A 15,055-nucleotide genomic window follows, 5' to 3' on the forward strand; every position below is an offset into this window, starting at 1 on the left:
CCAGGACTCGATGTCCAGGAACCCAGAGTGCTCACCTGTCAGCGGCTACCACCAGGAGTCTGCCGGATGGCTTACTCCCAGAACTGATTAGGAACCGATCGCGTGGCGACCAAGGTCACCTCGGCCGTGATGCGTCAAGGGCTCCGCGTCCTTGGGGTGGCCATCAGGACGGAAAAGGCGGTGTTCGCGCTGGCCGTCCTGTCCAGCGCCGTCTATGGCGGCATGACCGTCGCCTCGGCGTGGGCGCTGGGCTGGGCCACGCAGAACGTGGTGCTGCCCACCTTCGCCGACGGACGGGTCGCCGCGGGCGCCGTGTGGACCGGCGCACTGCTGATCTTCGGCACGGCCCTGCTCAAGGCCGTCGGCGTGGCCGGGCGGCGCATCCTCGCCGGGCTCCTGCAGTACCGGATGCAGGCCAGGTCACGGCGTGACGTGACCAAGCAGTACCTGCGGCTGCCGCTCTCGTGGCACCACCGGCACCCGACAGGGCAGCTGCTGTCGAACGCCAGCGCCGACGCGGAGGCGGCCTGGGCGCCGCTCGCCCCGTTACCGATGGCTGTGGGCGTGATCGTCATGCTGATCACCGCGGCGGTCGCGATGCTGCTCACCGACCTGGTGCTCGCCCTCGTCGGGTTCCTCATCTTCCCGGCCATCGCCGTGCTCAACCTGGTCTACCAGCGCCGGCTGAGCCCGCTCGCCACCCGCGCCCAGCAGCTGCGGGCCGAGGTCAGCGAGATCGCGCACGAGTCCTTCGACGGCGCGCTCGTCGTCAAGACGCTCGGCAGGGAAGACCTCGAGACCGAGCGGTTCATGCGGCGCGCCCACGAGCTGCGCGACGCCAACATCGCCGTGGGGCGCGTGCGCGGGCTGTTCGACCCGCTCCTGGAGGCGCTGCCGACGCTGGGCGTGCTCGCGGTGCTGGCCATGGGCGGCCTGCGCCTGTCCACGGCCGCGATCGACGCGGGCGACCTGGTGCAGGTGGCGTACCTGTTCACGCTGCTCGCCTTCCCGATCAGGGCGCTCGGCTGGGTGCTGGCCGAACTGCCGCGCAGCGTCGTGGGCTGGCAGCGGGTGCAGGCCGTGCTGGACGCGACCGGCTCGATGGAGTTCGGCTCGGAGAACCTCACCTCGCCCTCTCCTGCGGCGCTGGAGGTGCGGGGCGTCTCGTACGCCTACGGCGAGGCCGAGGTGCTGCACGACGTCAGCTTCGACGTGCCGGCCGGGCGCACCGTCGCCGTCGTCGGGCCCACCGGCTCCGGCAAGTCGACCCTGGTGCAGCTGCTCGCCCGCCTCGTCGATCCGACGTCAGGGCAGGTGCTGCTCGACGGCGTCGACGTGCGGGAGGTCGCCTACGGCGGCATCGCCGAGTCGGTCGCGCTCGTGCCGCAGCAGACGTTCCTCTTCGACGACACCGTGCGCGGCAACGTCGCGCTCGGAGCCGACGCCGCCGACGAGGACGTGTGGGCGGCCCTGCGCCTGGCCCAGGCCGACGGGTTCGTGGCCGGGCAGCCCGCGGGCCTCGACACGCGGGTCGGCGAGCGCGGCGCCACCCTGTCCGGTGGCCAGCGCCAGCGCCTCGCGCTGGCCCGCGCCGTCGTCCGCCGCCCGCGCCTGCTCATCCTGGACGACGCCACCTCCAGCGTCGACCCCCAGGTCGAGGCCAAGATCCTGTACGGCCTGCGCGACGCGGCCGAGGCGTCCACCGTCGTGGTCGTCGCCTACCGGATGGCCACCATCGCCCTGGCCGACGAGGTCGTCTACCTCGACCGGGGGCGGGTCGTCGACCGCGGCAGGCACGAGGAGCTCATCGAGCGCTGCGCCGGCTACCGCAACCTGGTGACCGCGTACGAGCGGGAGGAGGCCGAACGCGCCGCCATCGAAACCGAGCCGGTCACCGGCCCGGTGAAGGACACCCCCCTGGACGAGGAAGAGGTCAGCGCATGACGGCGCAGAGCATCCGGCGCGACGCCGAACGGTCGGCGCTGGGCACCATCAGGTACGGCCTGTCGCTCACGCCCGAGTTCCGCAAGGGGCTGGCCGGCACGCTGCTCCTCGCCGTCGTCGCCACCATCGGCAAGATCATCGTGCCGATCGCGGTCCAGCAGGTGATCGACACCGGGCTCAAGACCGGCGTCCCCGACCTGCCGTACATCACGACCGCGGTGTCGATCTGCGCCGCCGCGGTCGTGCTCACCGCGCTCGCCGCCTACCTGATGAACGTGCGCCTGTACAAGGCCACCGAGTCCTCGCTCGCGAGCCTGCGCGTCCGCGGGTTCCGGCATGTCCACGACCTGTCGGTGCTCACCCAGAACAGCGAGCGCCGCGGCGCGCTGGTCTCCCGCGTCACCAACGACATCGACCAGATCAGCAACTTCATGCAATGGGGCGGGCTGATGATCATCGTGTCGCTGGGGCAGGTGATCGTGGCGACCGTGCTCATGGTGGTCTACTCCTGGCAGCTCACCCTGCTGGTGTGGGCCTGCTTCGTCCCGCTGATGATCGCGCTGCCGCGCTTCCAGCGGCTGCTGTCGCGGGCGTACACCATCGTGCGCGAGCGCACCGGCGACATGCTCGCCGCGGTCAGCGAGTCCGTCGTGGGCGCGGCCGTCATCAGGGCGTACGCCTCCGAGCGCCGTACCGCGGAGCGCATCGACAAGGCCGTGAACGCCAACCGCAGCGCCCAGATCAGGGCGCAGACGATCGTCGGCTTCGTCTTCCCGCTCACGGAGATCGTGGCGGCCCTCGCCATCGCCGGCATCGTGCTGCTCGGCGTGCAGCTGGGCCTGTCGGGCGGCATCAGCCAGGGGGAGCTCGTCGCGTTCCTGTTCCTCGTGACGCTGTTCATCTCGCCGCTGCAGACCGCGACCGAGGTGCTGAACGAGGCCCAGAACGCCGTCGCCGGCTGGCGGCGCATCCTCGGCGTCATCGACACCCCGCCGGACGTGCGCGACCCCGGCGAGAGCGGAGTGGACCTGCCCAGGGGGCCCATCTCGGTCGCGTTCGAGGAGGTCGGCTTCTCCTACCCCGGCGGCGCGCCCGTCCTGCACGACATCACGGTGGAGATCCCGCCGCGCACCCGCCTCGCCGTGGTGGGGGAGACCGGCTCGGGCAAGACCACGTTCGCCAAGCTCCTGACCCGGCTGATGGACCCGGTCGGCGGACGCGTCACCGTCGACGGCCACGACCTGCGTGACGTGCGCTTCTCGTGCCTGCGCGAGCGCATCGTCATGGTGCCGCAGGACGGGTTCCTGTTCGACGGCACGCTCGCCGACAACGTCCGGTACGGCAAGCCGTCGGCGACCGACGCCGAGATCGAGCTGGCGATGACCGAGCTGGGCCTGGCCGACTGGGTGGAGGGGCTTCCCGCCGGGCTGGCGACGCCGGTCGGGCAGCGCGGCGAGTCGCTGTCGGCGGGCGAGCGCCAGCTCGTGGCGCTGGCCCGCGCCTACCTCGCCGACCCTGACCTGCTGCTGCTCGACGAGGCCACCTCCGCGGTCGACCCCGCCACCGAGGTACGGCTCGCGCGCGCACTCGAGGGCGTCACGCGGGGGCGCACCGCGGTCTCGATCGCGCACCGGCTGTCGACCGCGGAGAACGCCGACGAGGTGCTGGTGTTCGACGCCGGACGCCTCGTCCAGCGTGGCCCGCACGCGCAGCTGGTCGCCGAGCCCGGCGTCTACGCCGACCTGCACGCCTCGTGGGTGTCGGCCGCCCGCACATGACCCGCCGGCCGGGCGGCGGCACGAGCCGCCCGGCCCGGCACCCCGCGACCCACCGCGGCGGTGGCGCAGGCTGTTGACCCGACACCCCGCGACCCACCGCGGCGGTGGCGCGGGCGAGGGGAGGTGCTGGTTGAATGGCGGCATGTCCCTTGACCCCGAGATCGCCGCACGGCTGAAGCGCAGTCCCGACGGCCTGGTGCCCGCCATCGCCCAGCAGTACGACACCGGTGAGGTGCTCATGCTGGCCTGGATGGACGACGAGGCGCTGCACCGGACGCTCACCACCGGCCGGGCCACCTACTGGTCGCGCAGCCGCCAGGAGTACTGGGTGAAGGGCGCCTCCTCCGGCAACGTCCAGCACGTCAAGTCCGTGGCCCTCGACTGCGACGCCGACACCGTCCTGGTGCAGGTCGACCAGCTCGGCGGCGCGTGCCACACCGGCGACCGCACCTGCTTCGACGCCGGACGCCTCGAGATCACGCTCGGCTAGGCGACCGAATGGAGAACGTGAAGACCCGGACCGGACGCCGGGAGCTGTGGGTCTGGACGGCCGCGACCGCTCTCGGAGGCGTGCTCGTCCTCGCCGCCTCCGGCCAGGCGTGGGTGCGGATCCTGCAGGGCGGCGGCTCTGGCGCGGAGGCGCCCACCGGCGGCGCACTCGGCCCGGCGCTGACGCCCGTGGCGCTTGCCGGGCTGGCCGGAGTGGTGGCCGTGCTCGCCACCAAGGGCGTGGGACGCCGGATCGTCGGCGCGCTGCTGGCCCTGTGCGGCGCCGGCGCCGGCGCGGCGATCCGATCCGCGCTCGACACCGGCACCGTCACCGGCTGGCTGAGCGAGCAGAACGCCGTCCACGCCATGACCGCCCCGCGCTGGGAGATCGCCTTCCTCTGGCCGTCCGTCGCGGCCGCGGGCGCGCTGCTGCTGTTCGCCGGCGGTGTGGTCGCGATCGTCCGCGGCGCCGCGTGGGCGGGCATGTCGGCACGCTACGAACGCGACCCCGGCAAGGCCGCCCAGCGGGAGAGCTCGCAGGTCACCGGCGACCGGGAGCTGTGGGACGCGCTCGACCGGGGCGACGATCCCACCGACGCGCGCTGAGAACGCGATGGTGACGAAATCTCCACGGTTCTGATTCCTTGTCGGCTCGGCAAACCTTTTCTCAATAAGCTGCCGTTGCAACACGCCACGACCATTTGAGGAGCCTGCTCATGAGCTACGGGGATCAGGGCGGTAACGGCGGCTACGGCGGCCGGCCACCCGGCGGAGGATACGGTCAGCAGCCACCCAGCCAAGGCGGTGGCCAGCAGCAGCCCGACTATGGGCAGCAGCCTCAGAGCGGCGGTTACGGTCAGCAGCCCGGTTATGGCCAGCAGCCCGGCTACGGTCAGCAGCCCGGTTATGGTCAGCAGCCTGGTTATGGTCAGCAGCCGCAGAGTGGCGGCGGCTATGGTCAGCAGCCCTCCAGCAGCGGTGGCTACGGCGAGCAGCCGTCCAGTTACCCGAAGGATCTCGGCTACGGCCAGATGCCCCAGAGCGGCGGTTACGGCGCCCAGCCCGCCGGCTACGACCAGTACGGCCAGCCCTACGGGGCCTACGGCGCGCCGCAGTCAAGGCCCACCAACGGCATGGCGGTGACGTCGCTCGTCCTCGGCATCATCGGCCTGGTCTTCTGCGGCCTCACCAGCATCCCGGGCGTCATCTTCGGCCACGTCGCGCTCAACAGGGTCAAGCGCACGGGCGAGGAAGGGCACGGCATGGCCGTGGCCGGGCTCATCACCTCCTACATCACGGTCGTGATCTGGGTCCTGACCTGGTTGATCTTCGGTGGGCTGATCCTGACCATGATGGGCATCGCCTCGCAGGTGCCCACCTACAGCACGTCATGAGCCCGCACGGGCTCGGGCGGATACTGAGACCATGACATCTGTGACGACCGGACGGCGCGGCGGAAACCGCCTGCGGGCCCTGCTCGCGCCGCTCGGAGTGGCGGCCGGCACAGGCGCGCTGTTCGCGTTCGTCGGCGCGGTCGACCCCAACCAGCCGGGCCACTACCCGACCTGCCCGTTCCTGTGGGCCACCGGTCTGTACTGCCCCGGCTGCGGCACGCTGCGCACCATCCACGCGCTCTCCCACCTCGACCCGCTCGCCGCGCTCGGGCTCAACCCGCTGATCGTGGTCATGGTCCCCGTCCTGGTGTTCTGGTGGGGCAGGTGGGTCGCGTACGCCTGGAGAGGCCGTAGCGCGCCGCTTCCGCACCCCGCGTGGCTGTGGGTGTTCATCGGGGTGGTCATGGTCTACTGGGTGGTTCGTAACCTGCCTTTCGGGGCGTTCCTCGCGCCGTAAGTCCTTTTCCGCCGGGTGGTCGGGAGGGGACCGGCGGCGGGCGGGCGCACGAAGGCCGATAGCATGCAGGGCATAGGCCGAGAGCGGACGCGACGCGAACTCTCGAGCCGCCCCCAGATGCCGACCGGAGGGACCTCAAGGGCGTGAGTGAGCGGACGGATGGGCCGAGTGTCCTCGACGACATCCTCGACGGGGTGCGCGCCGACCTCGCCGCACGTCAGCAGGCTGTCTCCATCGACGAGCTGAAGCAGCGGGCCGAGCGGGCGCAGGCGCCCCGTGACGCCATGGCCGCGCTCGGCGGCGACCGGGTCTCGGTGATCGCCGAGGTCAAGCGCTCGAGCCCGTCGAAGGGGGCGCTCGCGGCCATCGCCGACCCGGCGGCCCTCGCGGCCGACTACGAGGCGGGCGGCGCCCACGTCATCAGCGTGCTGACCGAGCGGCGCAAGTTCGGCGGCAGCCTCGACGACCTTTCCGCGGTCCGTGCCCGGGTCGACATCCCGATCCTGCGCAAGGACTTCGTCCTCACCTCCTACCAGCTGTGGGAGGCCCGCGCGCACGGCGCCGACCTGGTGCTGCTCATGGTCGTCTGCCTGGAGCAGGAGGCGCTGGTGTCCCTGATCGAGCGGGCCGAGTCGATCGGGCTGACCCCGCTGGTCGAGGTGCACACCGAGGAAGAGCTCGAGCGGGCGCTGGCCGCCAACGCGCGGGTCATCGGGGTCAACGCGCGCAACCTGAGGACACTTGAGGTCGACCGCGAGGTCTTCACGAAGATCGCGCCGAAGATCCCGGATAATGTCATCAAAATCGCCGAGTCGGGTGTGCGTGGCCCGCACGACCTGCTCGCCTACGCCCGGGGCGGCGCCGACGCCGTCCTGGTGGGCGAGAGCCTGGTGACCGGCAAGGACCCGCGCAAGGCAGTGGAGGCGTTGGTGACCGCCGGCGCTCATCCGTCGACGCGCCCCGACCACTCAGCAGAGGGATAGCAGTGGCAACTGAAGGCACCATCCTGACCGCCGCCGACCTGGCGGGCAACGGCGTGCACGGCGACGACCCCGACGTGCACGGCAAGTTCGGCATCTTCGGCGGCCGATACGTGCCCGAGGCGCTCATCCCGGCGCTCGACGAGGTCGCCGCGGTCTACGAGAAGGCGAAGAACGACCCGGAGTTCGTCCGCGAGTTCGACCATCTGCTGCGCACGTACGCGGGCCGGCCCACCACGCTGACGGACGTGCCGCGCTTCAGCGAGCACGCCGGCGGGGCCAGGATCGTGCTCAAGCGCGAGGACCTCACCCACACCGGCGCCCACAAGATCAACAACGTGCTGGGCCAGGCGCTGCTCACCAAGCGGCTGGGCAAGAAGCGGGTGATCGCCGAGACCGGCGCCGGCCAGCACGGTGTGGCCACCGCCACCGCCGCGGCCCTGCTCGGCCTCGAGTGCGTCATCTACATGGGCGCGGTCGACTGCGAGCGTCAGGCGCTCAACGTGGCCAGGATGAAGCTGCTCGGCGCGACCGTGGTGCCGGTCACCAACGGCTCCCAGACGCTGAAGGACGCCATCAACGAGGCCTTCCGCGACTGGGTCACCAACGTCGACTCCACCCACTACCTGTTCGGCACGGTCGCCGGGCCGCACCCGTTCCCCGAGATCGTGCGCGACTTCGCGCGCATCATCGGCGTCGAGGCCCGCCGCCAGATGCTCGACCTGGCCGGCAAGCTGCCCGACGCGGTGTGCGCGGCGGTCGGCGGCGGCAGCAACGCGATCGGCGTCTTCCACGCCTTCATCGGCGACGAGGGCGTCCAGCTGCACGGTTACGAGGCCGCCGGGCACGGCCTGGAGAGCGGCGAGCACGCGCTCACGCTGACCGCCGGCTCGGTCGGCGTCCTGCACGGCTCGCGCACCTACGTGCTGCAGGACGACGAGGGCCAGACCATCGAGTCGCACTCGATCTCCGCCGGTCTCGACTACCCGGGCGTCGGCCCCGAGCACGCCTGGCTGAAGGACTCCGGTCGCGCCACCTACCACGGCATCACCGACGACGAGGCGATGGCCGCGTTCTCGCTGCTGGCCCGTACGGAGGGCATCATCCCGGCCATCGAGTCCTCGCACGCCCTGGCGGGCGCGCTCAAGCTCGGCCGCGAGCTCGGCCCCGAGGCGACCATCCTGGTCAACCTGTCCGGGCGCGGCGACAAGGACATGGGCACGGCGATGAAATACTTCAACCTCTGACACCGCGTGACGCCCGCGGCCGCGCCGCCTGACGGAGCGCCGTCGCCGGACGGTGCAGCGGGGGAGCGAAGCCACCACAGCGACGGCTCCGGGCCGGCCGCACGGCCGTGGGTACGCACCCTGGTGAGACTCGACCTTCGAAACGGACAGACATGACGACTCTTCAGACGGTCTTCGCCAAGGCGAAGGCGGACAACCGCGCCGCGCTCGTCGGCTACCTGCCCGCGGGCTTCCCGTCCAAGGACGGCGCCGTCGCCGCCGCCGCGGCGCTGGTGGAGGCCGGCTGCGACGTCATCGAGATCGGCCTGCCCTACTCCGACCCGCTGATGGACGGGCCGACGATCCAGGACGCCGTGCACCGCTCGCTGTCCAACGGCACGCGGATCGCCGACGTCCTGCGGACGGTCGAGGGCGTCGCCGCCACGGGCGCCGCCACGCTCGTCATGACGTACTGGAACCCGATCGACAAGTACGGCGCCGACCGGTTCGCGCGCGACCTCGCCAACGCGGGCGGCGTGGGCACCATCACGCCCGACCTGACGCCCGAGGAGTCCGGGCCGTGGCGCACCGCCTCGGCCGACGCGGGCATCGACACGGTGTTCCTGGTGGCGCCGAGCTCGACCGAGGAGCGCATCAAGGCGGTCGTCGAGTGCTGCACGGGCTTCGTGTACGCCGCCTCGCTCATGGGTGTCACGGGCGCCAGGGAGAGCGTCAACGTCGCGGCCGAGGGCCTGGTCGAGCGCATCCGCGCGCACACCGATCTGCCGGTGTGCGTCGGCCTCGGCGTCGGTACGGGTGCCCAGGCCGCCGAGGTCGCCGCCTACGCCGACGGTGTCATCGTGGGGTCGGCGTTCATCCGTCGCATCCTCGACGCGCCCGACGGGGCCGCGGGCCGGGCGTCCATCTCGGTCCTGGCCAGGGACATGGCGCAGGGCGTCCGCCGCTAGCGTGCGGCGGGCTCACCGCCGGAACGTGTCCGCGGGTGCGTGGCCCGTGGCGCGGGCGTAGAGCGCGGCCAGCTCGTCGGCGTAGGCGTCGAGGTCGGTGCCGGGGCTCGCGTCGAGGAGGAGCGGCAGGCCGTCCAGCGTCCGATGGATCGCCATCGCCATCACCCGGGTGTCGAAGGCGGCGAACTCGCCGCCGTCCCGGCCGCGGGCCAGCAGCCGCTCGAGAAGTGACGACCCGGCAGGACTCTCCGGCCGCCGATGGTGGTGAATCTCCGTGGCCGCGCGCATCTCGGCCGGGTGTTCCTTGACGTACGCGACCGTCGAGCGGATGTAGGAGTCCAGCGCCTCGCGCGCGGTCGTCGCGCCGCCGACCCGTCGTTCCAGGTAGATCGCCAGGTCGCCGTGGACGGTGGCGATCACCTGACTCATCAGCTCGTCCTTGCTGTCGAAGTGGTACGAGATGAGCCTGGTGCTGCTGAGGCGCGCCCGTTCGGCTATCCGGGCGAAGGAGGCCTGGTGGTATCCGAGCTCGGCGATCGTGGCGATCGTGGCCTTCACGATCTGCATCCGTCTGGCGGAACCCGTGATCGTACCCTCCTTCTTTACCTGCATGGGTAACTTTTACCTCAGGTAGGTAAATGGGGCAATCCTTCGAGTGGGAAGGTGAAAGCCGGCTTAGCCGGCGCTTATCCGGCGCGTGGTCGGATGATGTTCCGGGTACTGTGCGCTTCTCGGCGCAGAGACAGAGGAGAGACACTCGTGACCGCGTCACCGTTCCTGTTGTCACGGAAAGCGACAGTGACGATACCCTGGGTGACGACCGTCGCCCGGCTCGTCCTGGGTGGAGTGCTGATCGTCGCTGGTGGGCTGAAGATCGGCAATCCCGCTGACTCCGTCGTGGCGGTCAAGGCCTATCAGCTGCTGCCCGACTCGATCGCCATCGCGGTGGGTTACGCCCTTCCGATCCTGGAGATCGTCGTCGGCCTGCTGTTGGTCGTCGGTCTGCTGACCAGGGTGGCTGGAGTGATCGCCGGTCTGCTCATGTTCGCGTTCGTCTTCGGCATCGCCTGGGCGTGGGCGAACGGCCTGCGGATCGACTGCGGCTGCTTCGGCGGCGGCGGCCAGCTGGGCGCGGGACAGGAGCCGACGTACCTGCTCGACATCGTGCGCGACTTCGGCCTGATGCTGCTGGGCGTGTGGGCCGTGAGTTTCCCGCCGGGCCGGTTCGCGCTCGACGGAGCCCTCGGCATCGAGGGTGGCGCTCGTGATGACGAGGAGGATCAGTGAACACCAAGGGCGGACGGACGAACACCATGCCGAAGTCGGCACGCGAGAAGATCAAGGAACAGCAGGCCGCCGCTCGTGCCCGTGATCGGCGCAAGCGCATGGTGACCTACGTGACCGCAGGCGTGGTCGCGGTGGCCGCGGTCGGGGCCGGTTGGTGGTACTCGGCGATGAACTCCAAGTCGGAGCAGGCCGCCGCCCAGCTCGCGCCGGTCACCATACAGCCCGACGGCAGCATCGCGATGGCCCAGGCCGGCGTGAATTCGCCCGTGGTCGACATCTACGAGGACTTCCAGTGTCCCGCCTGCCAGGAGCTGGAGCGGGTCAGCGGGCCGACGTTCAAGAACCTCGCCCTGGAGGGCAAGGCCAAGGTCGTCTACCACCCGATCACGATCTTCTCGCAGGAGCCGACCCGGTCCAACTCCCTGCGCGCCGCCAACGCGGCCCGCTGCATCACCGAGGGCAAGCAGTGGATGGCCTTCCACGACCTGCTCTTCCGCAACCAGCCGGTCGAGACCGAGACCGGTTTCACGCCCGACCAGCTGAAGGAATGGGGCAAGGAGGCCGGGGTCACCGCACCCGACTTCGACGCCTGCGTCACCGGCGAGAAGAACCGCGCCGCGCAGGACGCGTACAGCCAGAGGGTCATCGCCGATCAGAAGATCGATCACACGCCCACAGTGAAACTGAACGGTACGGAAATAGACAATGGGGTAGTCTTCAGCCCGCGGCAGCTGCGCGATGAGATTACCAAGGCGGCCAAGTAGTCTCCGCTTCCGCTAATGTCACCTGACATGCCCCTTGCCTCGATTCCCAGCCCTTCCCAGGGCGTCTGGTATCTCGGAATCATCCCTATCCGGGCTTATGCACTGTGCATCGTGCTCGGCGTCGTCGTCGCCGTCTGGCTGAGCGAACGGCGCTGGCGCGCTCGCGGTGGCCAGGCGGGGACGATCATCGACATCGCGGTTCCCGCGGTCATCTTCGGTCTGATCGGCGGCCGTCTCTACCACGTCATCACCGACTGGCAGACCTACTTCGGCAGCCGTGCGATCAAGCAGCCGTACCAGGCGCTGTTCATCTGGGAGGGCGGCCTCGGCATCTGGGGGGCGGTCGCGCTCGGCGCCGTCGGCGTGTGGTGGGCCGCGCGCAAGCGCGGCCTGTCCATGAGCGCGATCGCCGACACGGTCGCGCCCGGCATCGCCTTCGCCCAGGCCATCGGCCGCTGGGGCAACTGGTTCAACCAGGAGCTGTACGGCGCGCCCACGACGCTGCCGTGGGGTCTGGAGATCGACGTCAACCACGGGGGCGAGCCCGGCGTCCTGTACCACCCGACGTTCCTGTACGAGTCCATCTGGAACGTCATCCTCGGGTTCGCGCTCATCCTCGTGGGCCGGCGTTTCGCGCTGCGCCACGGGCGGCTGTTCGCCCTCTACGTCGCCGGTTACACGTTCGGCCGCTTCTGGATCGAGGGGCTGCGCATCGACCCGGTGGGCGGGGTCGACCACGCGGTCGAGTTCCTGTCGCTGCGGCTCAACCAGTGGACGGCGATCGTGCTGTTCGTCCTCGCGCTGGTCTACTTCTTCGCCACCCGGAACAAGTCGGGTGAGGAGATCGTGCTGCCGCCGTCCGACCCGTCGCAGGACTCCGGGGCGGCGGTCGATCCGGCGCACCCGTCCGGCCAGGCAGATTCCGGCACGGCTGAGTCCTCCGACGGTTCCGAGGCGGGTCCGTCCGAGGGAGGGTCTTCCTCGGACGGCTCCGAAGGCGGTGAGCCGCGATCCGCCGGCTCGGATGATGCGGCGTCGCAGGCGGGCGACGAGCGGGCGGTCTCGGCGTCCGATGCCGCAGGAGCCGTGACGAAGGAGAAGAACTCCTGATGCGTGGTCGCGCGGAGGCCCTTCACCGCCGCCGCGACGTCACCGGGGGCCTGTCCGGGCTCTCGGTGGTCGGCGCGCTGTCCGGTGCGGTGGGTCGTTCGGTGCGGGCCTTCGCGCTCGGCACCTCGGCAGAAGTCTGGGGTCCGATCCGGACGCCGGGCCTGTGATGGCCCGCAGAAGGAGCGCACCAGGTCCCGGCGGCCGCCCGTCCAGGGGGGCCGCGGGCAGCAACAACCGTGGCGACGACCGGGCCGCCCCGGGCACTGACAGCGGCGCCTGGCCGCCTCCCGCAGAAGGCTTCGACGCCTGGCGATCGCACGCCGGACCGGGCGCGCCCGAGGGTGACGGCCGATCCCCGAGCGTCGCCGACGGCGCCGGGTTCTCCGGCGGCGAGCACGATGCGCCCGGCGCGGGCCGGCGTGGGCGCTCGGCCGGTGGACGTGGCCGGCGGGCGGGGCATACCCGTGGACGTCCCGAGCCCATGACGGGCGCCGGTGACGGCGACTGGCAGGCGCCGGGTGACGAGAGCCTGTTCGCCGACAACCGTGACCGTGGCACTCGCCCGGCGTCCCCGCCCGACAGCGGTGGCTGGGGCGCGGCACAGCCGACGAGCGGCGCCTGGGAAAGCGCTCACCCGGCGAGCGGGGAAGACGCGCGCCCGGCGAGCGGCGGTTGGGACGTTGCCGAATCGCGCGGCGGGCGGCGGCGCGCGCGTACGGCCGACATGCCCCCTGAGGGCGCGGGCCGGCAGTCGGCGGGCCCGGACAGCGGGGCGTGGCGGCAGGACAGAGCCGACGGAGGACGCCGGCGGCAGGACCGCGCAGCGGGCAGCCGCCGTGGAGACGACCGCCCGGCGGAGGCGTATGCCGAGGGGCAGGAGGCGCATCCCGGCTCGTGGGGTCCTGCCGACAACGGCGGGCCCGACAACTGGGCCCAGGCCGACAACTCCGGCACCGCCCGGTCCGAGCGAACGTCCCGGCGCGGCCGTCGTGGCAGGGGCGAGGGGGCCACGCGGGCGGCTCACACGGACGGGTTCGAGGACGTAGGAACCGCGCGGGCGGCTCGTACCGACGGGTTCGAGGTCGCGGGGCGCGCACGGGCGGCCGGGACCGATGGGTTCGAGGCGGTAGGACAGGCGCGGCGGGCTCGTACCGATGGGTTCGAGGCTGCCGGGCACGCGCGGGCGGCCGGGACCGATGGGTTCGAGGCGGTTGTCGCCGGTGAGGGCGGGGACGGGTTCGACGCGTATCCCCGGGTCGGCGGGCCCGCCAGGGCCGAGGCGGCGTCGCGGGAGATGGCGGCGCAGGCGGCCGGCGGCGGGAGCCGTAAGCGGCGGCGTCCGCCACCATCCGACTGGCAGTTCCCCTTGCTCACCGGCATGGGGCTGCGTCCGGAACAGCAGCGGGTGATCGTCATCGTCGCCATGGTCGTCGTGGTGCTCGCGGGCGGCGTGGGTCTCGTGGCGGCCATCAACTCGATCGGCAGCTACACGCCCGCAGAACGGTCCGGCGCGACCGTGCTCACCCCGAACGAGGCGCTGCCGCAGGTGTTCCACGGCTGGGACTCGCCCGAGCTGTTCGCGCCGCTCAGCGAGCGTGCCAAGGACGGCAAGCCGCTCACCGACAAGGAAGTGTTCGGGCAGACCGAGCTGCCGGTCGCCAAGAAGCTCAAGCTCAAGCTCGTCGCCAAGAAGCTCGACGCCGAGTGCGCCGCCGCGCTGCTGGGCGAATCCCTGATCGAGCAGGTGGACGACGCCGGCTGCACGCAGGCCGCGCGGGGGCTGTACGTGAGCTCCGACCGCCGCTACGTCGGGCAGTACACCCTGCTGAACCTCAAGGACAGCGAGTCGGCCGCGGAACTCGTCGACGCGTTGGAGATCCAGTACCGCGGTGGATGGACCCGGCCCCTGAAGTCGACCAAGGCGGTCTTCCCGGCGGGCGGCTACTCCGAGGCGGGCGGCTACGCCCTCGGACACTACGTCGGCCTGGTGTGGCTCGGCAGGGCCGACGGCACCGAGCCCGACGCCAAGGACGACTTCGTCTCGCTGACCCTGGCGCTGCGCGGCGCCGAGAAGGCCATTTATCGCCGCGTCGTCTCCATCACCGGGCCGTCCTCCTGACGCGTGCGTCCGACGGGCTGATCACGTGACGGGCCTCGGTGTCCGGTTCCTGGATCGGCGCGAACGGAAGTACGGGTACGACGTCATCGACGAGGTGCTGGTGCGCTGTCCTCGGTGTGACGGGTGCGCTGCCGTCCTGGCGCATCCGACCACCCTTGAGGAGGCCGAGGCCGCTTCCACCGTGAGGGGTCTCCGCCGACGCCTGCGCCGCAGGGAGTGCGGCTACCGCAAGGACGAGACGGTCGGCTCCGCTGTCGTCGGCGGTCCTGTCGACCCCTTCTTCCGGCGACCGGTTCGGTTGCAGGAGGGGTGCCGCGGACGAGTGCTGTGGGCGTACGACGTCCGGCACCTCGACCTCCTGGAGCGCTACGTGGCCGCGAAGCCGCGCGAACGTGGAGAGCTTGCGCATGGGGCTCCGGCGAGCCTGGTCGAACGCCTGCCCACGTGGCTCACGACCGCCAAGAACCGAACCGAAATCTTGCGGACGATCGTGTGCCTGCGCCCGACGCTGCCCGCTGACGGATAGCGGGGGGCACGAG

16 protein-coding genes are annotated in these 15,055 nt (G+C 71.3%); 15 read left to right on the forward strand and 1 reads right to left on the reverse strand.

Features of this window, described 5'->3' with window-relative positions:
• Positions 1 to 129: 129 nt before the first annotated feature.
• The 9 genes from BLR04_RS23555 (at position 130) to trpA (ending at position 9,236) form a co-directional block, all read left to right on the forward strand.
• Complete coding sequence (locus tag BLR04_RS23555; protein WP_176903262.1) at positions 130 to 1,944, forward strand: ABC transporter ATP-binding protein; 1,815 nt, start codon at positions 130 to 132, stop codon at positions 1,942 to 1,944.
• On the forward strand, positions 1,941 to 3,722 hold the full coding sequence (locus BLR04_RS23560; RefSeq protein ID WP_090769116.1) for an ABC transporter ATP-binding protein: 1,782 nt from the start codon (positions 1,941 to 1,943) through the stop codon (positions 3,720 to 3,722). Before BLR04_RS23555 ends, BLR04_RS23560 begins: the two co-directional genes overlap by 4 nt.
• A gap of 142 nt (positions 3,723 to 3,864) precedes the next feature.
• The gene (gene hisI, locus BLR04_RS23565) at positions 3,865 to 4,212 is read left to right on the forward strand and encodes a phosphoribosyl-AMP cyclohydrolase (RefSeq protein WP_090769118.1); all 348 of its coding nucleotides are present in this window, start codon (positions 3,865 to 3,867) and stop codon (positions 4,210 to 4,212) included.
• Between the two features lie 17 nt (positions 4,213 to 4,229).
• Entirely contained in the window at positions 4,230 to 4,817 is a 588-nt protein-coding gene (locus tag BLR04_RS23570; protein WP_176903252.1) for a Trp biosynthesis-associated membrane protein, read from the forward strand.
• 110 nt (positions 4,818 to 4,927) lie between these two features.
• Positions 4,928 to 5,605 carry a DUF4190 domain-containing protein gene (locus tag BLR04_RS40830; protein ID WP_176903253.1) on the forward strand — a complete coding sequence of 226 codons (678 nt, stop codon included), beginning with the start codon at positions 4,928 to 4,930 and terminating at the stop codon, positions 5,603 to 5,605.
• A 31-nt stretch (positions 5,606 to 5,636) separates the two neighbouring features.
• Positions 5,637 to 6,062 carry a DUF2752 domain-containing protein gene (locus BLR04_RS23580; RefSeq protein WP_090769122.1) on the forward strand — a complete coding sequence of 142 codons (426 nt, stop codon included), beginning with the start codon at positions 5,637 to 5,639 and terminating at the stop codon, positions 6,060 to 6,062.
• 143 nt (positions 6,063 to 6,205) lie between these two features.
• Positions 6,206 to 7,045 carry an indole-3-glycerol phosphate synthase TrpC gene (trpC, locus tag BLR04_RS23585; protein WP_090769124.1) on the forward strand — a complete coding sequence of 280 codons (840 nt, stop codon included), beginning with the start codon at positions 6,206 to 6,208 and terminating at the stop codon, positions 7,043 to 7,045.
• 23 nt (positions 7,046 to 7,068) lie between these two features.
• The gene (gene trpB, locus BLR04_RS23590; RefSeq protein ID WP_393492370.1) at positions 7,069 to 8,289 is read left to right on the forward strand and encodes a tryptophan synthase subunit beta; all 1,221 of its coding nucleotides are present in this window, start codon (positions 7,069 to 7,071) and stop codon (positions 8,287 to 8,289) included.
• 152 nt (positions 8,290 to 8,441) lie between these two features.
• The gene (gene trpA, locus BLR04_RS23595; RefSeq protein WP_090769126.1) at positions 8,442 to 9,236 is read left to right on the forward strand and encodes a tryptophan synthase subunit alpha; all 795 of its coding nucleotides are present in this window, start codon (positions 8,442 to 8,444) and stop codon (positions 9,234 to 9,236) included.
• A gap of 12 nt (positions 9,237 to 9,248) precedes the next feature.
• Here trpA and BLR04_RS23600 read toward each other — a convergent pair whose 3' ends face one another.
• A complete protein-coding gene (locus tag BLR04_RS23600) occupies positions 9,249 to 9,803 on the reverse strand; it encodes a TetR/AcrR family transcriptional regulator (RefSeq protein ID WP_176903254.1) in 555 nt (184 codons plus the stop codon).
• A 246-nt stretch (positions 9,804 to 10,049) separates the two neighbouring features.
• Here BLR04_RS23600 and BLR04_RS23605 point away from each other — a divergent pair, with 246 nt between their 5' ends.
• The 6 genes from BLR04_RS23605 (at position 10,050) to BLR04_RS23625 (ending at position 15,042) form a co-directional block, all read left to right on the forward strand.
• Positions 10,050 to 10,523, forward strand: coding sequence for a MauE/DoxX family redox-associated membrane protein (locus BLR04_RS23605; protein WP_245740434.1), 474 nt, complete (start codon positions 10,050 to 10,052; stop codon positions 10,521 to 10,523).
• Positions 10,520 to 11,287, forward strand: coding sequence for a DsbA family protein (locus tag BLR04_RS23610; protein ID WP_245740435.1), 768 nt, complete (start codon positions 10,520 to 10,522; stop codon positions 11,285 to 11,287). Before BLR04_RS23605 ends, BLR04_RS23610 begins: the two co-directional genes overlap by 4 nt.
• Before the next feature lie 27 nt (positions 11,288 to 11,314).
• The gene (gene lgt, locus BLR04_RS23615; protein ID WP_090769133.1) at positions 11,315 to 12,397 is read left to right on the forward strand and encodes a prolipoprotein diacylglyceryl transferase; all 1,083 of its coding nucleotides are present in this window, start codon (positions 11,315 to 11,317) and stop codon (positions 12,395 to 12,397) included.
• Complete coding sequence (locus tag BLR04_RS40835; protein ID WP_176903255.1) at positions 12,397 to 12,564, forward strand: hypothetical protein; 168 nt, start codon at positions 12,397 to 12,399, stop codon at positions 12,562 to 12,564. The genes lgt and BLR04_RS40835 overlap by 1 nt, the downstream gene beginning before the upstream one ends.
• 314 nt (positions 12,565 to 12,878) lie before the next feature.
• Positions 12,879 to 14,516 (forward strand): hypothetical protein, encoded by a 1,638-nt coding sequence (locus BLR04_RS23620; protein WP_090769135.1) that lies wholly within the window; start codon positions 12,879 to 12,881, stop codon positions 14,514 to 14,516.
• A gap of 25 nt (positions 14,517 to 14,541) precedes the next feature.
• Positions 14,542 to 15,042 (forward strand): hypothetical protein, encoded by a 501-nt coding sequence (locus BLR04_RS23625; protein WP_218129129.1) that lies wholly within the window; start codon positions 14,542 to 14,544, stop codon positions 15,040 to 15,042.
• Positions 15,043 to 15,055 lie beyond the last annotated feature (13 nt).

The organism is Nonomuraea maritima (genome assembly GCF_900100395.1).
In the GTDB taxonomy this organism is placed as follows: Bacteria; Actinomycetota; Actinomycetes; order Streptosporangiales; family Streptosporangiaceae; genus Nonomuraea; species Nonomuraea maritima.